Genomic DNA, 24062 nt, shown 5'->3' on the forward strand with positions numbered 1-24062 from the left:
TTTAGTTGAATTTAAGCAGTTCGTCTTCCAGTAGTTTAATTGCGTCGTTTGGAGTGCGTGCTCTAACTAATTTATGGCGAAGATTAGACGCACCTTCAAAACCTCTACAAGTCCAATTCATATGTTTCCTAGCAATCAAAAGCCCATGATTTCCTTTCTTTGAAACAAGTAATTTTAGGTGCTCTAAAGATAAACTCACTTTCATCTTTGCGTCAGGTGGTTTAAAAGTTGTTTGGTTCTTAATTTCTTCATCAATTTGTCCAACTAGCCATGGGGCTCCCATACTTGCCCTTCCTATCATCACCCCATCGGCATTCGTGATCTTTAGGCACTCAATAGCATCTCGAGAGTTTTTAATATCACCATTAGCGATGACAGGTATATCTAATGACTTTTTGATTTTTGCAATAGCTTTCCAGTTTGCATGGCCAGAAAATCCTTGCCTTCTTGTTCGCCCATGAACAGTTATGAGTTGAGCCCCAGCCTCCTGTAGACCTAAAGCAAAAGATACTGGATCACTTGTGGTTTCACACCACCCCAATCTTATTTTGACTGTTACTGGAATAGATATGGCTTTTGAAACCTTTTTGACGATTAATTGTGCAAGTTCTGGTTCTTTCAATAGAGCACTTCCGCCTCCTTTCCTGGCAATTTTTTTTACTGGGCAACCCATATTGATATCTATAAGAAATGCACCAGATGATTCGGCTTTGATGGCAGCATCTACCATTGAATCTGGCCTATGGTCAAAAAGTTGAACACCAATTGGACCACTTTCTTCTGAAAGCTCAATTACTTTCTCTTCACCATGACCTAATTCAAGACTTTTAGCATTTACCATTTCGGTGAAAAGTAAAGCTTTTGGAGACCATCTACGAACAAAGTTCCTGAATATTTGATCGCTTACTCCTGCAAGTGGGGACTGAATAACCAGACACTCTAGAGATCTAGGTGTCCCATTGCCTGACAAACAAATCGGAGAAAACTCTTTCATCTTTAGAGGGAAATTTGATTTATTTCAGTCATTACAAAAAGAGAAAGTTTTATCTGTTTCGCTGATTTCTGAAAATAAGCAAAAAATATTTATTGATGCTTTTAAGGAAATTGGAACTTGAAGAAACGCTAACAAAACGAGAAGTATTGCTATTAAAGATGGTTTGGTTGTTGATGAATCCCTATTTTTTTTGGTCAATCTTTTTAGGGAAGTTTGATTTCTAAATTTCATTTTGGAATCGAACTCTTTGCTCATACTTGTAGTATGAAGAATTAATCTTAATTTTGACCTATAAAGGGTCAATAATCTTATGAAAGGTAGAGAAATTTGGCGCTACCAGTAGTCGCAATAATTGGACGCCCAAATGTTGGGAAATCTACATTGGTGAATCGCTTATGTCAGAGCAGAGAAGCCATTGTTCATGATGAGCCGGGGGTAACGAGAGATCGAACTTATCAAGATGGATTCTGGAGGGATAGAGATTTTAAAGTTGTAGATACTGGAGGGCTAGTCTTTGATGACGATAGTGAGTTCCTCCCTGAAATTAGAGAGCAAGCTAATCTTGCGCTTGAGGAAGCCGTAGTTGCATTAGTAATTGTTGATGGCCAGGAGGGAATTACTACCGCTGATGAATCAATTGCTGAATTTTTAAGGTCTCGTTCCGGCAAAACCCTCGTGGTGGTTAATAAATGTGAATCTCCCGAACAAGGTTTAGCAATGGCAGCTCAATTTTGGAAGCTTGGTCTTGGTGAGCCCTATCCAATCTCTGCCATACATGGAGTAGGTACAGGCGATCTGCTTGATCAGGTGGTTAATTTGTTTCCCTCTAAAGATTTAGATGAAGTTAGTGATTCTCCTGTTCAATTGGCAATTATTGGGAGACCAAATGTAGGTAAGTCAAGTCTTCTTAATTCTATTTGTGGAGAGACAAGGGCAATTGTTAGCTCTATTAGGGGTACAACTCGAGATACGATTGATACTCGAATTACTCATCAGGGTAAGGAATGGAAATTAGTTGATACGGCGGGAATACGTAGACGTAGAAGTGTTAATTATGGCCCAGAATTTTTTGGTATTAATCGCAGTTTTAAGGCAATAGAAAGAAGTGATGTCTGTGTGTTGGTTATAGATGCTTTGGATGGCGTTACAGAACAAGATCAAAGGCTTGCAGGTAGAATTGAGCAGGAAGGAAGAGCTTGTTTGATAGTCATTAATAAATGGGATGCTGTAGAAAAAGATAGTCACACAATGTCTGCAATGGAAAAAGACATTCGTTCAAAATTATATTTTCTCGATTGGGCCCAGATGATCTTTACATCAGCAGTTACGGGTCAAAGAGTAGAGGGTATTTTTGCATTAGCTACTTTGGCCGTTGATCAGAGTAGAAGAAGGGTAACTACTTCAGTTGTTAATGAGGTGCTGACTGAGGCCTTAAAATGGAGAAGTCCACCTACAACCAGAGGGGGAAAACAAGGGCGTCTTTATTACGGTACTCAAGTAGCTATTAATCCTCCCAGTTTTACTCTGTTCGTGAATGAACCTAAATTGTTTGGGGAAACTTATCGAAGATATATTGAGAGACAAATTAGAGAGGGTCTTGGTTTTGAAGGGACTCCTATAAAATTATTTTGGAGAGGGAAGCAGCAACGCGATGTCGAAAAAGATATGGCACGCCAACAGAAAGGGGTCCGAAATTAGTAATTATTTATGGATTGGCTAAAAAAGATTCCAATTGGTCAATATGTCTCTGGCAAATCTAGCTGGCTTCGTGGTATTGATCCTCGAATTAAACTCTCTTGGATCTTGTTGTTTTTGCTGACTCCGATTTTAGCTAATTCTCTTTGGAGGATTTCAATAGCTTTTGTTCTTTTATTGATTACATTTCTTAGTTTCCTCCCTCCACGTATTTGGTGGCGATCTCTAGTATTTTTATTGGCTTTCTCTTTGGTTATTGGATCCTTATCGATTGTTTTACCTGCTAGTCAATCATCCTTTGCATTACCTATAAGAGCATCTGATGAAATACCAGGAGCAATTATTTTGACTCGATCATGGGAGATTTTTAGATTGGGGCCTATTGACTTCGGGGGAATTTCATTAGGACCATTAATTATCGATCGCCGCTCGGCTGAATTAGGTATTAAAACTTCAACCTTGATTTTTACTGTTATTCACAGTGTGAATTTGATATTAATTACAACACCTCCTGAAGACCTTGTATGGGCAATAAGGTGGTTTTTTGCACCTTTGACTCTATTGGGATTTCCTTTAGAAAAACTATCTTTTCAACTGCTTTTGGCTTTACGATTTTTACCTTTAGTTCAAGAGGAACTCCAAAACCTCTTTCGCTCAATTGGTGTGAGGGCAATTGATTTTAAAAAATTGGGACTTAAAAGTTCATTGGGGTTATTTGTGACTTTAGGGGAAAGACTATTGTCAAATATTTTGCTTAGAGCAGAACAGGGGGCTGATTCATTAATGTCAAGGCAGGGGCTTTGGCTATCTTCAGAGCAATTAAGACCAAACATAGTTATTAATCCTAAATATTTGTGGATTAACATAAGTTCGATTTTTTTGCTTTTGATAGCCATTAGCTTACGTTGTCTGTATGGTACGTCTTAATTAAAAAAATCAGGTTTGAACGCTGAGCGCTATCTAAATCATCCAACTTTTGGAATGCTATATCTAGTGTCACCAGCAAGTAATGGTAGAGACGTATATGCAACTTTATATGCACAGAAAATATTTTTTTTAGTTACTTTGCAACCACGGGGAGCAACCTTTGAAGTTATCCCATATATGGACGCTCGACATTATTCGGAAATGCATATGGCTAAATGTAGAAGAGAAAAATCCTCCGATATGGATGTTTGGCAAGAACTATTTAATCAAACTTTTATGTAACTCTATTTGACTTGATTTTGACTGGTTCTAATGAATTTAAGAAAATTAAAGACTCTATACCCCTTGGGGTAAATTTACTTGCTGTAAGCAAGGGGCATAAGCATGACTCGATACGTAAACTTTCTGGTTATGGTCAGTTGGATTTTGGAGAAAGTCGTTTGCAAGAGGCCATCCTAAAAAAGATCGATCTAAGTGATTTAACGCAACTCAGATGGCATTTTGTTGGAACATTGCAGAAAAATAAAGTTAGAAGAGTTATTAAAGAATTTGACTTTATTCATTCGGTTGATTCATTGCCTTTGCTTGAACGTATTTCTAGAATTTCACAAGAAGAGCAAAAATCTCCGAATATATTTTTACAAGTTAAATTTATAGAGGACCCCAACAAGGGTGGATTTTTAAAAGAAGAACTTTTGAAAAGTTGGTCTAATATTATTTCTTTGAAGAATATTAATTTGATTGGATTAATGACAATACCGCCAATAGTTCTTAATGCATATCAAAGAAAAGATTTATTTTGTGAATGTAGAAATTTTGCAAATCATTTGGGATTAAAGGATTGCTCAATGGGAATGAGCAACGATTGGCAAGAAGCTATTCAAGGTGGTGCTACTTGGATTCGATTGGGATCTCTTTTGTTTGGTAAACGTTAGAATTAGATAAATAGTCGAAGATATGAAAAAACTAATAAAAAAGCTTGCCCCTTAAGTTAAGGAACGTTATTTAAGTATATGGTTCATCCTTCATGTTGTTGAAGATGTATCCTTTGTTGGCTTATCCAACTTTTAACAAATCATCCCGAGAGGATTAACTGGTGTCGCTTATTTCCCGTCTTCGTGCTGTCGTCGCTGGCGATGACTTTTTAGATAGTGATTTTGATGAGCTCGATTACGAAACAAGTGATGACTTTGAGAATTTCAATAGAGGTAAGAAAGAGGGAAGTACAGAAATGGCAACTATCTCTCAGGCCAATCCTTTTGATGGAAGGAGTGGTTTCCCTCCCTCAAACGTTATTGGAATGCCTGGTATCTCAACAAATGATTCTGAAGTTAGTTTGATGGAACCTCGGAGCTTTGATGAAATGCCAAGAGTGATACAAGCCTTGAGGGAGCGTAAAACAGTTATCTTAAATCTCACAATGATGGAGCCTGATCAGGCTCAAAGAGCAGTTGATTTTGTCGCAGGCGGAACGTTTGCTATTGATGGACATCAAGAAAGAGTCGGAGAAAGCATTTTTCTTTTTGCACCTTCTTGCGTAACAGTAACTAATTCATTTCAAGAGGAAGCCTCCCCTTCAAATATGAGTAATAAAGGTAATGATTTGATTTCCAAGGAAACCTCTCCTGCGCCAGAGCCTGCTTGGGGTGAGACAGTCGCTACTGCTCTTTGAATAAATGATTAAATAGATTGGAAATTTCTATTGGGATAATTGGCCTTGGCAGTATGGCTAAGGCTATTGTTTCACCTCTTTTGGAGAGAGGTGAATACAATCCTCAACAAGTTTTAGGAATTGTTGGTAGGAGCTCAAGTATTGCATCTGCATTGAATGATCTTCCAAAGGAAGTAAAAGTCGTATCAAGCAAAGATTCTTTGTCTAAAGAAGTGTGGAAGGCCCCTATAAAAATATTGGCTGTAAAACCTCAACAATTGAGCAAAATCAAAGAATCTGTCTCGTCATTTCAATCGAATGATCAGTTTCCTAAACCGTTATTAATTTCAGTTTTAGCTGGAATAACACTGAAAAGTCTTAAGAAAGCTTTCCCTAGACACACATGTGTAAGAGCAGTGCCCAATACCCCTTCTCTTGTCGGCCAAGGGCTTACTGGTTTGGCGTGGCCAGATGATATGACTTTGGATCAAAAGAAAGTTGTTAGAAAGATTTTTGAACCTATTAGTGAAATTTACGAATTGGAGGAGCCAAAGCTTGATTCCTTTTTGGCTTTAACTTCTTCAGGACCTGCATATATAGCTTTAGTTGTTGAAGCAATGGCTGATGGAGCTGTTGCCGCAGGATTACCACGACTCTTATCCAATCAATTAGCTCATAAAACCCTTTCAGGTACTGCATCTCTACTAAGAGAAAAGAGTTTGCACCCTGCTGAACTAAAAGATATGGTTGCCTCTCCTGCAGGTACTACGATTAGTGCTCTTCGACACCTTGAACTTGCTGGCTTGAGATCCGCCTTAATTGAAGCAGTTGTTTTGGCAGCGCAGAAGAGTCGTCAATTGGCTGAGGAAGTTTAGAGCTAGATGATCTAAGTACGTTTGTATATAGATTTTCAAGTGAGTCAATATTTTGTTGAAGTGTATATTTTTCTTCTACTCTTAAGCGTGCACGTCTACCTAGTTCGTGGGTAAGTACTGGCTGATCGTGCAAAACAGGTAAAAGAGTCCTTAATTGAGACGTTACACCCTCAGTATTAAGTATGATTCCTGCTCCATTTTCAAGCACCTCTCCATCTGCTCCAGCATCTGTCGCGACACATGCTGTTCCTGTTGCCATAGCTTCCAACAAGGCAATAGATAATCCTTCTACAAGACTTGGAAGTAAAAAGACCTCAGCGATTTGAAGAAGAGCGACTCTTTTATTTTGATCAGCTTCGTATCCCCACCAAAACACATTATCTTCTTTGTTGGAAATTGAATGATTTTCGAGTGTTGGCCTTAGTGGACCATCTCCCACTATTACTAATCGACATCCTTTTGGCTGGACAAATCTCCATGCACGTAGTAGAGCTTCAACATTTTTTTCAGAAGCTATTCTACCCATATAGATAAATATTCTCTCAGAACCAAGCTTTTTCCTTATCTCGAAATGAAGTTCATTTTGTGAATTATGTGGTTTAAGCGTGTTCCACTTCTTTATATCAATTCCATTAGGTATTACTTCTAGTCTGCTCTCTTTTACTCCTAGTTTTGCGAGAACCTCTGCTTGTAAATCTGAAAAAACAATTACTTTGTCATACTTAGCTAATGATGGAGCATAAAGTTGGTAGGTAAGTTGCTGTGTATTGGCCGTAAGATTTCTGAGCTTTGAATCGAAAGCTGGGTGAAAAGTTGCTATCAAAGGTAAATTAAGTTGATGACAGAGCTCAGGCAGTCGGAAATCCAATGGAGAAAGCGTAAGACTTGCATGAACTAAATCAGGTTTCAGTCTTGAGAGCGATTCTCTAAGCTCCCTTTGCGCATTTAGAGAAGGAATTGTGTAAACCTGAGATTTAATTAAATAAGGAAGACTTACGTCGGGATCATTCGCCAAGAGGGAAGTCTTATTATTCCCATCCCTCATTGGGTTATCAAAATGAATAAAACTTGTTTGATATCCTCTTTCTTTGAGCTCTTCAGTCGTGCTAAGCCCATAACAGACATTCCCGCAAAAAGGTGTTTTTTTGCCTAGCCAGGCGATATGGGTCAAACTCTAGAAAACCGGTATTTTAAATTAGCAGCTATCATATATTTCTAATCAAACTATTGTTAATAGTTAAATAATTTATAAATAAGATTTTCTAAAAAAAATTTAAATATAAGTTACTACTTGGTATTTAGTTCATTACTAATTATTACTTCTCTCATCATTTCAAGAGATGTGATTTTTTTTTGTAAATGAGTTTCAATCCAGGTTTCAACAATTCTCAGTAGTTTTAACCAGACATTTTTAGGACCTAATAATTTCCCATTACTGTGAAAAGGTAATTTTTCAAGTAATAGTCTCTGAAGTAAAGCAAGTTCAGATGGATTCAGTTCTGCGCTTGCATTAGGAATTGTTCCAATAGCAAAACCTTCTTCAGGTATAAAGCTGCACTTCCAGCTCCATTCTCCAATAGGTGGTATCAGCCTGGAACCAGAATGACAACAGTTTTGAAGTGGTAGGCAATATCCTCCTAGAGCCAATAAATGAACACACGATTGAACGCTGATTGCTAAAGCTTCTAATGAATTAAATTCTGTTTTATGTAAGTCATTTAGTCTATTTAAATGGATTAAAACTAATTTAAGTAAATCTTTTTGAGGATCTTCATTGCCAACCATAACCATAATTAGCTCTGAAATCGCTTGGGCTGCTGAAAGTGTTTCGATGTTTCTTCCTAGATCCCCATAACTTTTAAGAATCTTTATTTGTGTAACTCGCCTAAGATTTTTCTTTCCGACTATATGTAAGTCTAAAAAATTAAAAGGTGATGTCGCTCCAAGCCTGCTTTTGGGTTTTCTTGCTCCTGGTATAGCAAAACGAGATATTCCATTTTCTTCACTAAGTATGGTTAATAGCCTGTCACTCTCGCCGAGAGGTCCAACTTTTAAAGAAAGTCCTTTCATTCTTTGATTTAAACTCATTATTCCTTTTTCTTTTGTTCTTGGGTAATTTCAAAACCAAAACTTGTCCCAATAAATGTTGATCCTGCTTCAATAATTTCTATTGCTTGATCAAAAGTTTTAATACCTCCTACAGTTTTAATTGAGCAGCGATTTTTAACAAGTTTAGAGACATGATTAGTTTGATCCTTTGATGCAGATGGCCCAAAACCATTGCCTATTTGAATTCCAATTGCGCCCGCATCAATTAATGCATCAATTGCCACGGAAAGTCTTGAGAAGTTTGAGAGGGTATTTGCATCAATAATTACTCTTACTGGAATACCAAGTTCACTTATTTGATTTATTTCCTCGGCAAATAGTTCTATATTTCCTTCTTTTAATGCAAAATAATTTGGAACTAGATCTAACTCTTCTGCTCCTTTATCTAATGCATATTCGGCTTCTTTTCGTTTGATAGAAGTTGGGATAAACCCAAAAGGGAAGGCGATAACTGAGATTAATTTTGTAGTACTTTTGCTTCCTAACCGTTCACGAGCAATTGGTAGATTGGACAGACTAGTGCATAAACCTGCAAAGCCATTTTGCTTGGATGCATCACAAATCTGAACAATCATTTCTTTATCAAAATGAGGATTTAGGACTGCTTGATAAATCACATTAGAAATATTGACATGAGCTTCTTCCACGCTGTTTTTACTCATTTGACTAGTAGTATTTAAATTTTTTCTTGGATTACGCCATATCCTCCGTGATTTCTCTTATAGATAACTCGCAAAGCGGATCCTTCTTCCTCTCTAAATAAATAGAAGTCATGATCAATCAGGTCTAATTGGACTCTTGCTTGCTCAATATTCATAGGAGTCATCTCGAAATATTTGCGTCTGACTCCTGGGCTAGGTAGATGTGGTTCTTTGCCTTCAGTGAGTGAATGATCCGAGGAAGAAAAATTTTGAGTGTCTTCGTTTTGGACTGATTTCGTTGACTGATTATGATGAACATTATGACTGTTATGTCGCTCTTTGTACTTACGTAATTGTCGTGCAAGTTTATTTGCTACTAAGTCGATGCTTGCATAAAGATTCTCACTTCTTTCTTGGGCTCTTATTACTGTTCCGTTTGCAAAGACAGTCACCTCAGCTGTCTGTTGTGGCACGCGAGGATTTCGAGCGACTGAGAGGTGGACATCAGCTTCTTGCACCATTTCTTGGAAATTGTGAGTTGCTTTATCAATTTTTGTTTTGGTGTAATCACGAAGCGATTGAGTTAATTCAAGATTGCGTCCATGGATAAGAAGCTTCATTTTGTTTCGCCTGAGACAGGGCCTAATAGCAACTTAGATCTAACCCCTCAACTTGCACAATCTTCTTCCGCTTTTCTTTTTGAACCTAAAAATATTGTGCCATTTGAGACTGCCTTAGGTTGGCAGAAGAATTTTCAAAAAAACCTTATTGAGCAACCGTTCTCACCCCAAGCAGTATGGCTACTCGAACATTTTTCTTGTTTCACAATGGGTAGAGGTAGCGATAAAAAAAATTTGTTGTTCGAAGAAAATAATTCTCCATTGCCAGTTTTTAGTATTGAGAGAGGAGGTGAAGTTACGCATCACATGCCTGGGCAGATCGTTGGATACCTAGTTTTAAATTTAAGTCTTCACAAAAAAGACTTATCTTGGTATTTGAGAGAATTGGAGCAAGTGCTGATTGATGTTCTTGACTTGTTGGGAATGGAGGGGAAGAGGGTAGATGGCTTAACAGGAGTTTGGTGTGAAGATAAAAAGGTTGGTTCAATAGGAATTGGTTGCAAGAGATGGGTGACTCAGCATGGGTTTTCACTAAATGTAGATTGTGATCTAATTGGTTTTGAAAAGATAATTCCTTGTGGACTAGATAAAGTGAAAGTAGGGAAATTGAGTGATTGGATACCTGGCATCAAAGTCTGTGACGTTACGCCTCTTTTAAGGGAATCTGTTAAAAGACGTTTTAAATTGAACTGGGAAAAATAAATCAACCTCTTTAAATATCACTAAAAAAATAACAAATTATTTTTTGGCTATGACAAAAACTAACTCACAAAAAAATATATTTTCTTCTGAGGATGCTTTGGCTTTTTGGATCCCTAATAGGAAAGAGGAACAAGCAATTAATAGAAGATCTCACCTTAATAAGATCACTCAAGTTGACCAGATTTGGGAATTATTAAAAGTTCAGTTGAGCGATGTATTGGCAGTTGATTCACCACATACTTTTCACCCAGAAAGCTTTACATATAAAGAACTTGCTGAAAATATTTCTAAGGCAGCATTTTCCTTTACTAAGCTTGGGGTAGGACCTGATGATGTGGTCGCTCTTTTTGCCGAAAATAGTCCTAGATGGCTCATCGCCGATCAAGGTCTTATGCGAATAGGTGCAACAGACTCTGTTAGAGGAGCGACTGCTCCACCTAGTGAACTTAGATATATTCTTGAAGACTCAAATGCGGTTGGATTGATTGTTCAAAACTCCGATGTCTGGGAAAGACTTTCGCTTAATGATGATCAAATCAATAGTTTGAAATTTGTTCTTCAACTTGAGGGGAAAGCTTGTGATGGCGTTTTTGAATGGGAGAGTTTTTTGAAGAAAGGATTGAATATAGAAAATGTAAGTAAACAGGAGAAAATAATTGATAGGCAACCAAAAAGAATAGCAACCATTTTATATACTTCTGGAACGACAGGTAAACCTAAAGGAGTGCCACTAACACATTCTAATTTATTACATCAAATTAGGTCTCTTGCTTGCGTAGCGAACCCTTCTCCAGGTGCGCCTGTATTAAGTGTCTTACCAATTTGGCATTCATATGAACGGAGTGCAGAATATTATTTTTTTTCTTGTGGTTGTACTCAAACATATACATCAATTAGGCATCTTAAGGAAGATTTGCCAAGGGTTAAGCCAATAGTAATGGCAACAGTTCCAAGACTTTGGGAGTCAATAAAGTTAGGGTTTGAGGATGCTGTTGATAAAATGCCGAGACTGAGAAAGACCTTGATAAAAAGTGCGATTTCTAATAGTAAGGCATATAAATTGGCTCGAAGAAAACTTTATTTTTTAACTATTGAGAGTGTTTCTAGTTTTGAACAAATTAGCTCTTTCATAGAGATTCTTCTGCGGTACCCAATGCATAGAATTTCTTCTATTTACTTATGGCCAAAAATTCTTACCAAGATTTGTGGAGGAAGATTGAGATTCCCAATTAGTGGTGGAGGTGCAATTGCTCCGCATATTGATTCTTTCTTTGAAGCTTTAGGTGTTGAATTATTAGTTGGTTATGGCTTAACAGAAACTAGTCCAGTCCTCACATGTAGAAGGCCTTGGAGGAATATACGTGGAGGAGCAGGTCAACCTTTACCAGAGACTGAGATAAAAATAGTAGATCCTGAAACATTCCAAATAAAAAAACTGCGTCAAAAAGGTTTGGTTCTTGCGCGTGGTCCTCAAATAATGTCTGGTTATTTAGGAAAACGATCTGAATCGAAGAAGGTTTTAGATGCTACCGGCTGGTTTAATACTGGAGATTTAGGGATGTTGCTTTCTGATGGATCCTTAATCCTGACTGGAAGAGCAAAAGATACGATTGTGCTAAGTAGTGGAGAAAATATTGAGCCTGGACCTTTGGAGGAATGTTTGATTGCTAGTTCATTGATTGAGCAGGCTTTTCTATTGGGGCAAGATCAAAAATATCTTGCTGCTTTGATTGTTCCAAGAATTGATCATGTAAAAGAATGGCTTGCAGAAAGGGGTGTGAATTCAAAAGTTGTTCTTGGAATATCTCCTGAAAATTATGAATTAAGACAATCTCTAAAATTAGAAATGAATCAAGCACTGGCAAATCGTCTTGGATCTAGAAGAGAAGAGAGATTATTTTCAATTGCCTTAGTAGAGCCATTTACAATAGAAAATGGCTTGTTAACGCAAACTCTTAAGCAAAAACGTGAACAAATTATCCAACGTGATTTGAAACTTATAAATGAAATATATGGTTTGTAATTTGTTTGTTTGGCCAATTAAATTGACCAATACTATCTTTTGTTGAGAACGTATTGATCGAATCATAATTTATTGATCAGGTGGACTCAATTTCTATAAAACGTTCAATAACTGTAAGAGCAGTTGTCACACCTTCATGGAAAGAGGAGGCTGAGCGTGAATTAAGTAATGCAATATCAGCAATAGATCAGCAACTGGGTGAATTAGAAAAAGAAGGACAACAAATTGTTGATGGTATTAGACGTCAGAGCGCTAATCCCCTTGACCCAAGAGTTCAAGAGCAAGTCGCTCAAGTTCAGAACCAAGTTGCTTCAAAGAGATCAGAATTTGAAGAACAAAAAAGAAATCTTCTGTCACAGCAATCTCAAGTTCGTGAGTTGGAGATGGAACAAATCGTCGAGCAAGGACAAATTGACAGCTTTTGTGATTTAAAAGTTGGTGATAACTTAGTCAGTAAAATGGGTGTGAGTATTTTGGTCAGAGATGGCGTAGTAGAGGCAATTGATCAAGATTGAAATTTGGTCGAACTACAATTAATCCAAAAATAATTTTTGATATTAAGAAGAAATCCACATAAAAAAACCTATCGTTGTAAGGACACTCATGTAGAACTAACATTGGTATGTATTGATACTTGCAAAGCTTCTAGATAGAAATTTTTGAAGCCTTGCCACAAACTCTCCATAAAGGAAATAGGAACAAATTATGGCCACTCATGACATCTTTATGCCTGCTTTAAGTTCAACTATGACTGAGGGCAAAATAGTTGAGTGGCTAAAAAAACCTGGAGATAAAGTTGAAAGAGGTGAGTCAGTTTTAGTTGTTGAGTCAGATAAAGCTGATATGGATGTTGAGTCTTTCCAAGATGGCTTTCTCGCTTCGATTGTGATGCCTGCAGGCAGCTCTGCACCTGTTGGAGAGACAATCGGATTGATCGTTGAGACATCAGATGAGATCGCTGAGGCTCAAGCAAATGCACCTTCTCCTTCCCCTCAATCAGGTAGTCAAGAAAAAGAGAGTTCATCGCCTCAAGTTCAAGAAAAACAAGCCTCTGTTGACTCTCCTAAAGCAACAGTAGTTACAAAGACATCACTTGCACCTCTTGTTTCAGAATCCTCTGTAAATCAGGATCAGTTTTTAAATGATGGTCGAATAGTTGCTTCCCCAAGAGCTAAAAAACTTGCTTCTCAAATGGGAGTGGATTTGGCAACTGTTAGGGGCTCAGGACCTCATGGACGAATACAAGCTGAGGATGTTCAAAGTGCAAAAGGGCAACCCATAAGCGTTCCTTGGATTGCAGAAAGTAATGCTCCAGCGAAAATCATTTCTGACGTGCCTCGCATAGAAAAAAAATCTGTTGACTCTGGTAAGCCACCTGCTCCAGGGAAAAGTTTTGGATCTAGAGGGGAAACAATTTCATTCAACACTCTTCAACAAGCTGTAAATCGGAACATGGAGGAAAGTTTAAATACTCCTTGTTTCAGAGTCGGATATTCAATTCTTACTGATGAATTGGATGATCTTTATAAACAAGTTAAATCTGATGGAGTAACTATGACTGCTTTACTTGCTAAAGCAGTTGGCTTAACCCTGGCTAGACACCCCCAGGTGAATGCAGCTTTTAGTTCTGAGGGGATTGCCTATCCTTCACAAATAAATGTAGCCGTTGCAGTTGCGATGGAGGACGGAGGGTTGATAACTCCAGTGCTGCAAAATGCTGATAAGACGAGCCTTACTGATTTATCCCTACAATGGGCTGATCTTGTTAAGCGTGCGAGGAATAAGCAATTAGAACCGCAAGAATACAGCAGTGGAACGTTTACACTCTCGAATCTAGGTATGTTTGGTGTGGATCGTTTTGATGCAATTCTGCCCCCAGGGACTGGAGCAATTTTAGCGGTAGGAGCTTCATTGTCTAAAGTTGTTGCTTCTAAAGATGGTTCGATTTCAATCAAAAAACAGATGCAAGTCAATCTTACCGCTGATCACAGAGTGATCTATGGGGCTGATGGAGCACTATTCCTGAAGGACTTGGCTTACTTAATCGAAAACAACCCTTGTAGCCTCTCGTCGTGAGATTTAATTGGTCGAACCACAAGTGATTTTTTCTTACTTTAACCTGATTTGATGTGTTAGATCAAAAAGATAATCTTTTAAGCTCCTATAACTATGATTTGCCAAATGAATTAATTGCTCAATCACCTACCAAGAGTAGGCATGATGCCAAATTGATGATTGTTAAAGATGGCCTCGATGATTCTTTAAACCTTGTGCATGCAAAGGTATGGGACATAAAGGATATCTTGAAGCCTGCTGATCTTTTAGTTGTGAATAATACGCGAGTTGTTAAAGCAAGATTGAAAATTCGATTGTCAGGAGGAGGGGCAGGTGAATTATTGCTAATGGAACCGAGGGGTGATGGTCGATGGCTTTGTCTTGGTCGTCCTGCTAGGCGTATGAGAGGAGGTGATCAATTGTGGTTGGATATGTCACGAGATAATTCTTTAATCTTGAAAGTTATTGATAAGGATGAGAGAACAGGCGGAAGAATTATTCAATTTTCAAATGAGTTTACTAGTTGGACGGAAATGGAAAATATACTTGATTTATGTGGAGAAGTCCCATTGCCTCCATACATAGATAAGGACAAATCTAGTGATCATGAGGAAAGCTATCAGACTAGATTTGCTTCGAAACCAGGAGCCATAGCTGCTCCCACAGCGGGCTTACATCTAAGTGATGAACTTATAGAAAATTTAAAAACGAGAGGTATTAAAATTGCTCAAATTACTTTGCATGTCGGCTTAGGAACTTTTAGACCATTAGAGAAAGAAGATCTATCTCAGTTGCATTTACACAGTGAGTGGATAGAGGTTACTGAAGAGACCATCAAAGCGATAACTAATTGTAAGGAGGATGGGGGGAAAGTCTTTGCTGTTGGCACTACTAGTGTGAGAGCCCTTGAGGCTGCTTACCTTTCAGGAAGAGGCGCCTTGAAGCCGTATGAAGGTAAAGTGGATTTGGTAATTAAACCAGGATTTAAATTTTCCGTCATTGATGGACTGCTCACTAATTTCCACCTACCTAAAAGTTCTCTATTACTTTTAGTTAGTGCTCTAATTGGTCGAAAACGTATGTTGAAACTATATAAACAGGCTATTTCTAATAAATATCGATTTTTCTCTTATGGAGATGCGATGTTGATAACGCCTGAGTCAGTTATATAGACCCAAGAGTCAAGCTAATGATGGTTCTTTAATAACACCTGTAGGAACATTCTCAAACATTACGGATGAGATATATCTTTCGGCAAGGTCAGGTAGAACTACAACGATTGTCTTCCCTGAGAACTCCTCTTTTTCGGCCAGCCTTAAGGCCACAGCAGCAGCAGCACCACATGAGATACCAACTAGTAGACCTTCTTCTTGTGCCAAACGTAATGCCATTGCAATAGACTCATCATTGGAGACTTGCTCAACTTGATCGACTACGGATAAGTCAAGGTTTTGAGGAATAAACCCAGCTCCAATCCCTTGGATCTTGTGAGGGCCGGGTTTTACTTCTTCTCCATTGAGAGTTTGTGTTATTACTGGGCTGTGAGTAGGCTCTACGGCAACAGACAATAATGAATGATTTTTTTCTTGCTTTATGAAACGAGAAACACCTGTAATTGTCCCACCTGTTCCGACACCAGAGACTAAAACATCAATTTGACCGTCCGTATCATCCCAAATTTCAGGACCTGTAGTTTTGAAATGTATTTCTGGATTGGCTGGGTTATCAAATTGTCCTGGCATGAAGTATTTTTTAGGGTCGCTATCTGCTATTTCCTTCGCTTTTGCAATGGCACCAGGCATTCCTTTTGCTGCTTCAGTAAGTATTAATTCAGCACCAAGAACAGCCATCATCCTCCTACGTTCAATTGACATGGATTCAGGCATCGTGAGGATTAACTTGTAACCTCTAGCAGCGGCTGTATAAGCAAGTGCTATTCCAGTATTCCCAGATGTTGGTTCAATAATTACTTTATCTTTATTGAGTAAACCTTTCTTTTCAGCATCCCAGATCATATTTGCTCCTATTCTACATTTAACACTGTAGGCAGGGTTACGACCTTCTATCTTTGCAAGTACTGTTGCTTTTGCGTTTTTTGTGATCGAATTAAGTTTGACCAATGGTGTATGACCAATAGCAAAACTATTGTCTTCATAGATTCTTGACATTTTTAAAATGACTTAATTAGCTAATACTCTAAATCTATATAAAAATCTCGGTAATTGGTTATTTAGATAATCTTTATTAGTGATTTTTTTATATTGCTGAATTAAATCTTGACCACAACTCATCTTCATTTTCTAGCCCTACTGACACTCTTAATAAGTGTTCCGAGACACCACAACTTTCAGCCCATTTCAATTCTTTGAAGTGAGCTAACTGAACATATGGACAAACCAATGTAAAATTTGTACCTAAACTTGGCCCTTTGTTTACTCTTAATGAATCATAAACTCTTTTTGATTCTTCAATCCCCCCTTTAAGTTCAAACGATAATAGACATCCATAACCTCCTCCTTTCTTTAATAGCGAATTAAAATTTTTACAATATTGGGGATGTAAAACCTTTGAAATTTCTTTTTTTGTTTCTAATTTTTCTTTCAGCTTTAAGCAAGATATATTTAACCTCTTTAAGCGATCCTTTACGTCTCTACTAGTTAACTCCAACTCAATAGCATCTGAATCAGATAGTGTAGATAATGCAACTTTAGGAATGATCTCAGCTATTTCTTTTTTCCATTTAGAGTATGGACTGATAACAGTACTGCCAGCAAGAATATCTCCTCTCCCAGCAAAACTTTTTGTAAGAGAACTAAAAATCACATCTGCGTAAGGAGTCAGGTGAACATTTAGAGATGAACCGATGGTATCGTCAACAATGACAGGTATGTTTTTTTCTTTAGCTAATTTTGAAATAGATATTAGGTCAACACATTGCAATAAAGGGTTGCTAGGTATTTCTATGATTAATGCAGCTGGATTTTTTTTATCCAGCTCTTCTTTTATATGATTTAATTTTGTTTTAATAATGAGATCGCTTCCTTGGAAAATAATTTGAGGTAGTTTAAGTACATCAACATATGGGAAGCCTATTTGAAGCGTCGAAGAAGTTCCTTTAATACAATTTATCGCTGAAATAATAGTCGTTAATGCAGCCATACCTGAACGATGTAGTCGTATTAGACTATTATCGCAATTGTATATATTTGCTAAGCGTTTGATAAGTGCCTCTCTGGCGCAATCACCATCTGAAGTGAGTGGTTTCTTCTCTTTCCCAAGGGCTATTGCCGCTTCACGTGAAGACAATCCAAGACCAGTGTGTTGCCAGAAGGCTTTTGCTGAAGAGGTATTTTTTTGGTCAATAATTAGACACGAAACACCAAGAAAGTCTTCTATTTTTGAAAAACAATCTGAATTCTTTCGAAGACAATATTCTTGAGCACTTAAAGCAGAAGCTCTGTTGGGGTAAGGCCAACTGCTTTTCTTCGATTCGCCATGAAATTCAAGTGATTTTCGAGCTATCTCGGCAACAAAAGGATTAAATCCAAATCTAGGGTAAATTGCTTTTAATGAATTTATACAAGCTGGCACCTTCTCTTCGTATGCGATTACATCTTCCCATCTAGGCAATGCAACAGATACAGCATGTGGCCTACTCGGTAGAGGCTCTCCTAAATCTTTGGCACTCCAGCAAGGATCAATTAGTAAATTTCTTTCAGTCAAGAGATAGTTCCTAAGGCTTGATTCAAATCAGCACTTAAGTCTTCAATGTCCTCACATCCAATAGAAAATCGAATAAGTGAATCAGTAATTCCAATTTTTATTTTTGTTTCCTTGGACACTGAAGCATGTGTCATTGTGGCTGGATGGCAAACAAGACTTTCAATTCCACCGAGACTTTCTGCCATTTTGAAGTAATGAAGACTTTTACAAAATGAATAGGTTTGAGCTTGGGTTGCGTTAACAGTGGCAGTAACAATTGCTCCTCCCATAGCCATTTGTCTTTTTGCTAATTTACATTGTGGATGATCATTCCTGAAAGGATATCGAACATATTTTATTGCTGGATTATCGGCTAATTGATTAGCTATTTTAGATGCATTATTAACTTGTCTTTCTAGACGAAGTGGAAGAGTTTTTATTCCTCGTGTAATAAGCCAGCAATCAAAGGGAGAAGGGTTTAATCCAAGAGCTTTCTGGGCGAAATTTAGCTTGTCTCTCCAGATAGCACTCTCAGTGCATACGGCACCTCCAAGTGCATCTGAGTGACCATTGATAAACTTGGTCGTGCTAGTTAAAGATAAGGTCGCTCCAAGTTGAAGAGGTCTTTGTAATAGAGGTGTTGCAAAAGTATTGTCTACAACAACAGGTATTTTCATTTTATTTGCGAAATGACAAATCCCTTCAATATCAATAATTTTGAGGAGTGGGTTAGTAGGACTTTCGATCCAAATCATCGCGGGTTTGTGATTTGAAATGACTTCTTGGAAATTAGGCTTAGTAAAGTCTATCCATTGAGTTTTTAATCCAAAACGATTAAAAACTTGTTCAAATAATCTCACCGTACATCCATAAAGATTCTCCTCACAAAGGATTAAGTCTCCAGCCTTAAGAGTGGAGACTATTGCTGTAATCGCAGCGACTCCAGAACTAAATACACTTGCGAACTTACATTCTTCCAGATCAGACAAAACTGATTCAAGAATTCGAAAATTTGGATTTCCTGAACGAGTGTAGTCAAAGCCACCCTCATTGCCATGAACGAACGTTGAGGTTGGAAAGATTGGCGGCATTATTGAACCAGTTCCTTCAGAAAAATTATCTTTGTGATGAATGACTCTTGTGTTTACTCCAGTGCTGAATTCCTTCTCTCTTTTTACTGATCCCATATCCTTTGAATAGTTTTTCTATAGGCTATAGAAAAACATGAAAAAGCCCCTAAAGAAAGGGGCACTATAATTAAATTTAATGAGAAAGAAGCTATGAGGGCCTATACCTTTCTTGAATAATACTCAACAACTAACAATTCATTAATTTCAATAGCAACCCATTCCCTATCTGTCTTTGCAGATATCTTTGCCGAGAGTTTGGTTTTATCAAGCTCAAGGTGTGGAGGAACATTCGCAAGACCTGGGAATTCTAAGTTGGCTTGAGCTAATTGCTTACTAGCTTTGTTGTCTCTGATAGCAATAACATCTCCAGCCTTGCATTGGTAGCTTGCAATGTCAGTGATCCTGCCATTAACAGTTACATGTCCATGGTTTACTAGCTGTCTTGAGCCTGGGATTGTAGGCCCAAACCCAAGTCTAAAACAAACATTATCAAGCCTATTTTCCAGAAGCTTTAAGAGATTTGTTCCTGTGGAACCCTCCTGAGCACGAGCTTTCTTTACGTAGCGAACAAGCTGGCGTTCAGAAATACCATAGTTGAATCGAAGTTTTTGCTTTTCTTCGAGTCGGATCGCGTATTCAGAGCGCTTGCGACGGGCTTGGCCGTGCTGACCTGGTGGATGAGACCTTTTAGCGGCCTTCCGGGTGAGACCAGGTAGGTCTCCCAAGCGTCGCGTGATCCTCAAACGAGGTCCGCGGTATCTAGACATAGGGGTTTAATTTAGAAAATGTTTACTGGTAAGGGTAATCTGGAATAAATCCATTGGCCCCTTATTCACCAGTTCATTATTCTATCTAAAGATGCTTACAAAGATCAATAAAGCCATTGCACTTGTTTTTGTTAGTTTGATTTCCTTTTATCAGAAGTGGATTTCGCCATTGTTTGGACCGAGTTGTCGATTTATCCCTAGTTGCAGTGCTTATGGGATAGAAGCCGTTAATAAGCATGGTCCCTGGAGAGGGGGGTGGCTGACTTTGAAAAGATTAAGTAAATGTCATCCTTTGACCCCTTGTGGGTGTGACCCAGTTCCAGAAAAATGAACTCAGATGTATTGATCTTGTATTCACGTAAAGGCTGCTGCTTGTGTCAAACACTTGAAAAAAAATTATCTAGGATATGTTTAGATAATTTAAACCCTTCTATTGAACTTTCCATTGTCGACATAGATAGTAAAACAGTGTCTTTAGATATACAAATGAAGTATACAAATGAAGTTCCAGTAATAGTTCTTGACTCAACTAGATTATTAAAAAATATTGAATTTCCTCGGGTCTCTCCACGTTTAAAGGAAGACATGCTTTTATCTTGGATACAAAAGAATTTGAATATTTTGTACAAAAAAGTTTAAGAAAATAACCAATTCTTCTTTTTAATAAATTTCTTTATTGATTTCAAAGAGAAAAACATAATTTATTTTTTTAACAACTAAAGTTATTTTGTGAAGATGATTAAATTTCTTTTTAATTACTGAATCGTAAGTTGATTTATTTTGTGGTGAAAATCATGCAGATCTTTTTATACTTGAAATGAGCGTTCATTGATTTTTCATTATCCGAGGTTTGTTTTGTCGCGTTATCTGCACACTTTGTTGAAAGCAATTGATCTTCAGGTCCGCTCAGGGTTAGCAAATCCAGAAATAAAAAATCTTTCCACTGATTCTAGAGAAATCGAAAAAGGTGATTTGTTCTTAGGTTTAGACGGTGAAAAAGTTGATGGAGGGAACTTTTGGGCAAAAGCAATTGAGAGAGGTGCTTGTGCAGCCATTATTAGTAAAAAGGCTTCTCTTTTAAATCCGCCAACTAACGAAGACCCCGTAGTTATTCTCCCAGAGCCAGTATCACTATTTATGGGTAAATTAGCTGCAGATTTTTGGGGTAAGCCATCTAGTGAGATTTGTTTGATAGGTATTACTGGGACTAACGGTAAAACGACTACATCATTTTTAATTGAATTTCTGACTACTTCGCTTGGTCATCCATCCGCTTTGTTTGGAACATTAATTAATAGATGGCCTAACCATGAGGAAACTTCAAAATATACAACTACTTTTGCGGTCCCTTTGCAGGCAAAACTTAGGAAAGCCGTTCAGGCAGGAGTTGAATATGGAGCAATGGAAGTAAGTTCACATGCTTTGTCTCAGAATAGAGTTGCTGGTTGTGATTTTAATGGGGCAGTATTTACAAACCTTTCAAGAGATCATTTAGATTATCACGATTCAATGGAATCTTATTTTGAGGCTAAAGCTAGTTTGTTCCGATCACATCTGATCGAAGATGGTGGCCCTAGATCAGTAATTAATATAGACGATAAATGGGGTGCAAAATTAGCAAAAGAGCTCAACAAAAAATGTTGGACATGTTCATTAAAAGAGAACTCCCAAACCAGAGAGAAAGCAGATTTATATATAAGTAATCTTCAAATTATGCAAGACGGATACAAGGGGAAATTGCATACGCCCTTTGGGGTTGAAAATTTTATTTCACCACTAATAGGTGAGTTTAATTTAATGAATATGTTGCAAGCAGTAGGAATTTTAGTTCAAAGGGGACTCCCATTAAATGATCTTTTGGCAGCTTTGAACAAGTTCCCTGGAGTGCCAGGGAGAATGCAACTGATTAACATGGATGGATTTAAAGTAAAAGAGGGCTATCCACTAGTGATAGTAGATTATGCGCATACACCGGATGGTTTGCAAAACGCTTTAATCGCATCGAGATCATTGACGAAAAGAAGATTAATTTGTGTCTTTGGTTGTGGTGGTGATAGAGATAAAGGTAAAAGATCTAAGATGGGGGAAGTTGCTGCTAAGTTTGCAGATTATATAGTTGTGACATCTGATAATCCTCGACAAGAAGACCCAATCGAAATTATTAAAGATATTGGAAAAGGTATAACAATTGATTCTGAGATTTCTGTTGAGCCAGAGAGATCCATTGCAATCCAATTGGCTATAGCAAAAGCCAAGAAAAACGACGTTGTTTTAATAGCAGGGAAAGGTCATGAGGATTATCAAATTCTAAAAGATCAGACAATTTATTTTGACGATCGTGAACAAGCTAGAAAAGCATTATCTTTAAAAACAGATTTTATTTGACTACTTAGTCGAGATGAAATTTTCTAGACCTATAACAAGGTTATTTATTTCGTTTGAATCTGTAGTTATATGAACGCAAGCACGAAGCCATTTAGGATCCTCGAGAACTCTGATCCACAAATTCTCTTTACCAAGATAGTTGACAACCTCTTCAGGAGAATGGTTCCCATTAATGGTAAAACTTATAATTCCTGAGGGTGGTGGACTATTTAAAACAAGTTCAATGTTTTTGATTTGATTGAGTTTCTCCCACAGGACACAGCTGAGGCTTTTAATCTTAAAAAAGCGCTCAGTCTCATTACCTTCATTTTTTAGCATTGCTAGAGAGCTTCTGAGACCAGCTAAAAGAGGGATACAAGAAGTCGCTATCTCAAAACGTCTGGCATCAGAATGAAAAGGAGCTTTATTATTTATATGTATTCCTTCTTCAGCTTTTAAGCTTTTCCAACCAATCAATGTTGGGCTTGATTCTTCTAGAACTCTTGCTGAAAGAACAACAGCGCCCAAGCCCTCAGGCCCGTAAGCCCATTTATGTCCTGTAAACGCATAGATGTCCGCAGTATCACAAGCACCTTTGCTTGGAATATGACAAAAACTTTGAGCAGCATCAACTAATAAATAAGGTTTGCTTGAATGCTCTTTAAGTCTTTTTGAAATAAGTTCAATTGGCATAATTTGCCCTGTATTCCAAAGGAGATGTGAGAGAACAACAAGCTTCGTATTTTTTTGAAGATATTCATCTATCAATTTCAGTACTGAGTTATACGTCTCATCTTTCTTGTCGTTACCATTGCATAACTTTGATACAGGAAGTATTGCTATTGTTAGATTCTTTTTTCGAGCTAACTCTTTGCATGCTGCGACTATCCCCGGATGCTCACAATCGCTAAGTAACAAATTATCACCATCAGAAAATGGTAGCCCTAGTAAAGGCAAGACACATCCGGAGGTGACATTTTCAGTAAATGCAATTCTCTTGGGATGTATAGAGCAAATCTCCGCTATAAGATTTTTTGTGGTTATTACTTCTTTCGTAATGTATGGCCAAACATGATTTGTGAATGGACCTAATTTTTGAATTGTTTGCCAACTAGAAGTTATTGCATTTAATGATTGAGTTGGGAGTGGACCTTGACCTCCATAATTGAAATAAGCTTTATTTTGCAGCGCGGGCATATTGTCTTTGAACAATATTGGTGACATATCTTCTTTTTCTTAGTTGTGGTTACTAAGAATATCTTTTTTTTGCCAACTTACCAATTTGTGTCTGTCTTCTAGTTATGTCAACCTAACGCCTACCATTTTTTTAGTACTTTATGAGCGATTAAAAAAACATGTTATTAAAGTATGATGGTTTTAATTTTTTATTGGTTCATGAATATTAAAAAAGAACAAAAAATCAAAGCTCAAGAATGGGTGGTTATGTTCGATGGGCAAATAAAAAAAAGTGAGAAACAGATCGATTCTGATGAGCATCATTTAGAAGTTAACAATCAAAAGAGTGATTAGCTTTTGGTTTTGTTGGGCAAATTAGTGGAAATGATATTTTCTTGAACTTTTGAATTTATTTCTTTTAAAAGTGTTTCACTTTTTATGGGTTTTATATTAAAATGCTATTCCTAATTAAGTTTCAAGATGAAAATCGATTTTGGCCCCATAACTTTTAGCAGGATTGCTAGCATCCTTTTGATATTGGGTTTTTTCGGTCTTTTAGCTTATAATTCCACTCTTTAATATTATATTAGTTGATAAAAAAACAATATAATATTCTAATTACACATATATA

General features: G+C 37.4%; 25 protein-coding genes. 15 read left to right on the plus strand and 10 right to left on the minus strand.

Annotation, left to right across the window (positions count from 1 at the left end):
* Position 1 precedes the first annotated feature (1 nt).
* Positions 2-994: a tRNA dihydrouridine synthase DusB gene (dusB, locus tag PMN2A_RS02080; RefSeq protein WP_011294357.1), complete on the minus strand. Its 993-nt coding sequence runs from the start codon at positions 992-994 to the stop codon at positions 2-4.
* 327 nt (positions 995-1321) lie between these two features.
* On the opposite strand from dusB, the gene der reads away from it, so the two are divergent.
* From der to proC, 6 genes are all read left to right on the plus strand, one after another.
* Positions 1322-2692 carry a ribosome biogenesis GTPase Der gene (gene der, locus PMN2A_RS02090; RefSeq protein WP_011294359.1) on the plus strand — a complete coding sequence of 457 codons (1371 nt, stop codon included), beginning with the start codon at positions 1322-1324 and terminating at the stop codon, positions 2690-2692.
* Positions 2693-2701: 9 nt separating this feature from the next.
* Positions 2702-3616 carry an energy-coupling factor transporter transmembrane component T family protein gene (locus PMN2A_RS02095; RefSeq protein WP_011294360.1) on the plus strand — a complete coding sequence of 305 codons (915 nt, stop codon included), beginning with the start codon at positions 2702-2704 and terminating at the stop codon, positions 3614-3616.
* A gap of 15 nt (positions 3617-3631) precedes the next feature.
* Positions 3632-3898, plus strand: a complete 267-nt coding sequence (locus tag PMN2A_RS02100; RefSeq protein WP_011294361.1) for a PipX family protein — start codon at positions 3632-3634, stop codon at positions 3896-3898.
* Between the two features lie 11 nt (positions 3899-3909).
* Positions 3910-4551 carry a YggS family pyridoxal phosphate-dependent enzyme gene (locus tag PMN2A_RS02105; RefSeq protein WP_011294362.1) on the plus strand — a complete coding sequence of 214 codons (642 nt, stop codon included), beginning with the start codon at positions 3910-3912 and terminating at the stop codon, positions 4549-4551.
* A 161-nt stretch (positions 4552-4712) separates the two neighbouring features.
* Positions 4713-5288, plus strand: a complete 576-nt coding sequence (locus PMN2A_RS02110; RefSeq protein ID WP_011294363.1) for a cell division protein SepF — start codon at positions 4713-4715, stop codon at positions 5286-5288.
* A gap of 17 nt (positions 5289-5305) precedes the next feature.
* Positions 5306-6142: a pyrroline-5-carboxylate reductase gene (gene proC / locus PMN2A_RS02115; protein ID WP_041710931.1), complete on the plus strand. Its 837-nt coding sequence runs from the start codon at positions 5306-5308 to the stop codon at positions 6140-6142.
* On the opposite strand, the gene PMN2A_RS02120 is transcribed toward proC, so the two are convergent.
* The 4 genes from PMN2A_RS02120 to hpf all read right to left on the minus strand — a co-directional run bounded on the left by PMN2A_RS02120 (position 6039) and on the right by hpf (position 9512).
* On the minus strand, positions 6039-7313 hold the full coding sequence (locus PMN2A_RS02120; RefSeq protein ID WP_011294365.1) for a glycosyltransferase family 4 protein: 1275 nt from the start codon (positions 7311-7313) through the stop codon (positions 6039-6041). The genes proC and PMN2A_RS02120 overlap by 104 nt on opposite strands.
* A 116-nt stretch (positions 7314-7429) precedes the next feature.
* Positions 7430-8230, minus strand: coding sequence for a DNA repair protein RecO (gene recO / locus PMN2A_RS02125; RefSeq protein ID WP_011294366.1), 801 nt, complete (start codon positions 8228-8230; stop codon positions 7430-7432).
* Positions 8230-8913 carry a deoxyribose-phosphate aldolase gene (gene deoC / locus PMN2A_RS02130; protein ID WP_011294367.1) on the minus strand — a complete coding sequence of 228 codons (684 nt, stop codon included), beginning with the start codon at positions 8911-8913 and terminating at the stop codon, positions 8230-8232. Before deoC ends, recO begins: the two co-directional genes overlap by 1 nt.
* 14 nt (positions 8914-8927) lie before the next feature.
* Positions 8928-9512: a ribosome hibernation-promoting factor, HPF/YfiA family gene (gene hpf, locus PMN2A_RS02135; protein ID WP_011294368.1), complete on the minus strand. Its 585-nt coding sequence runs from the start codon at positions 9510-9512 to the stop codon at positions 8928-8930.
* On the opposite strand from hpf, the gene lipB reads away from it, so the two are divergent.
* The 5 genes from lipB (at position 9495) to queA (ending at position 15464) form a co-directional block, all read left to right on the plus strand.
* Positions 9495-10214 (plus strand): lipoyl(octanoyl) transferase LipB, encoded by a 720-nt coding sequence (gene lipB, locus PMN2A_RS02140; protein ID WP_011294369.1) that lies wholly within the window; start codon positions 9495-9497, stop codon positions 10212-10214. The two genes, hpf and lipB, sit on opposite strands and share 18 nt — an antisense overlap.
* Before the next feature lie 49 nt (positions 10215-10263).
* Positions 10264-12237, plus strand: a complete 1974-nt coding sequence (locus tag PMN2A_RS02145) for an AMP-binding protein (protein ID WP_011294370.1) — start codon at positions 10264-10266, stop codon at positions 12235-12237.
* An 80-nt stretch (positions 12238-12317) separates the two neighbouring features.
* Positions 12318-12752: a YlqD family protein gene (locus PMN2A_RS02150; RefSeq protein ID WP_011294371.1), complete on the plus strand. Its 435-nt coding sequence runs from the start codon at positions 12318-12320 to the stop codon at positions 12750-12752.
* Positions 12753-12942: 190 nt separating this feature from the next.
* On the plus strand, positions 12943-14313 hold the full coding sequence (locus PMN2A_RS02155) for a dihydrolipoamide acetyltransferase family protein (protein WP_011294372.1): 1371 nt from the start codon (positions 12943-12945) through the stop codon (positions 14311-14313).
* 53 nt (positions 14314-14366) lie between these two features.
* Positions 14367-15464, plus strand: coding sequence for a tRNA preQ1(34) S-adenosylmethionine ribosyltransferase-isomerase QueA (gene queA / locus PMN2A_RS02160; protein ID WP_011294373.1), 1098 nt, complete (start codon positions 14367-14369; stop codon positions 15462-15464).
* Between the two features lie 9 nt (positions 15465-15473).
* On the opposite strand, the gene cysK is transcribed toward queA, so the two are convergent.
* The 4 genes from cysK to rpsD all read right to left on the minus strand — a co-directional run bounded on the left by cysK (position 15474) and on the right by rpsD (position 19891).
* Positions 15474-16460 carry a cysteine synthase A gene (cysK, locus tag PMN2A_RS02165; protein ID WP_011294374.1) on the minus strand — a complete coding sequence of 329 codons (987 nt, stop codon included), beginning with the start codon at positions 16458-16460 and terminating at the stop codon, positions 15474-15476.
* A gap of 88 nt (positions 16461-16548) precedes the next feature.
* Positions 16549-18015 carry a PLP-dependent transferase gene (locus PMN2A_RS02170; protein WP_011294375.1) on the minus strand — a complete coding sequence of 489 codons (1467 nt, stop codon included), beginning with the start codon at positions 18013-18015 and terminating at the stop codon, positions 16549-16551.
* The gene (locus tag PMN2A_RS02175; protein ID WP_011294376.1) at positions 18012-19181 is read right to left on the minus strand and encodes a trans-sulfuration enzyme family protein; all 1170 of its coding nucleotides are present in this window, start codon (positions 19179-19181) and stop codon (positions 18012-18014) included. Before PMN2A_RS02175 ends, PMN2A_RS02170 begins: the two co-directional genes overlap by 4 nt.
* A gap of 101 nt (positions 19182-19282) precedes the next feature.
* Positions 19283-19891, minus strand: a complete 609-nt coding sequence (rpsD, locus tag PMN2A_RS02180) for a 30S ribosomal protein S4 (RefSeq protein ID WP_011294377.1) — start codon at positions 19889-19891, stop codon at positions 19283-19285.
* 91 nt (positions 19892-19982) lie between these two features.
* On the opposite strand from rpsD, the gene yidD reads away from it, so the two are divergent.
* From yidD to PMN2A_RS02195, 3 genes are all read left to right on the plus strand, one after another.
* On the plus strand, positions 19983-20222 hold the full coding sequence (yidD, locus tag PMN2A_RS02185) for a membrane protein insertion efficiency factor YidD (protein WP_011294378.1): 240 nt from the start codon (positions 19983-19985) through the stop codon (positions 20220-20222).
* Positions 20219-20530: a glutaredoxin family protein gene (locus PMN2A_RS02190; protein WP_011294379.1), complete on the plus strand. Its 312-nt coding sequence runs from the start codon at positions 20219-20221 to the stop codon at positions 20528-20530. Before yidD ends, PMN2A_RS02190 begins: the two co-directional genes overlap by 4 nt.
* Before the next feature lie 216 nt (positions 20531-20746).
* Positions 20747-22276, plus strand: a complete 1530-nt coding sequence (locus PMN2A_RS02195; RefSeq protein WP_011294380.1) for a UDP-N-acetylmuramoyl-L-alanyl-D-glutamate--2,6-diaminopimelate ligase — start codon at positions 20747-20749, stop codon at positions 22274-22276.
* Here PMN2A_RS02195 and PMN2A_RS02200 read toward each other — a convergent pair whose 3' ends face one another.
* Positions 22277-23479, minus strand: a complete 1203-nt coding sequence (locus PMN2A_RS02200; RefSeq protein WP_011294381.1) for an aminotransferase class V-fold PLP-dependent enzyme — start codon at positions 23477-23479, stop codon at positions 22277-22279. It lies immediately after the preceding gene.
* Between the two features lie 171 nt (positions 23480-23650).
* Between PMN2A_RS02200 and PMN2A_RS10970 the strand changes: the two genes are divergently transcribed.
* Complete coding sequence (locus PMN2A_RS10970) at positions 23651-23785, plus strand: hypothetical protein (protein WP_011823217.1); 135 nt, start codon at positions 23651-23653, stop codon at positions 23783-23785.
* Positions 23786-24062 lie beyond the last annotated feature (277 nt).

Origin of the sequence: Prochlorococcus marinus str. NATL2A (assembly GCF_000012465.1) — a bacterium.
GTDB classification, from domain to species: Bacteria; Cyanobacteriota; Cyanobacteriia; order PCC-6307; family Cyanobiaceae; genus Prochlorococcus_B; species Prochlorococcus_B marinus_B.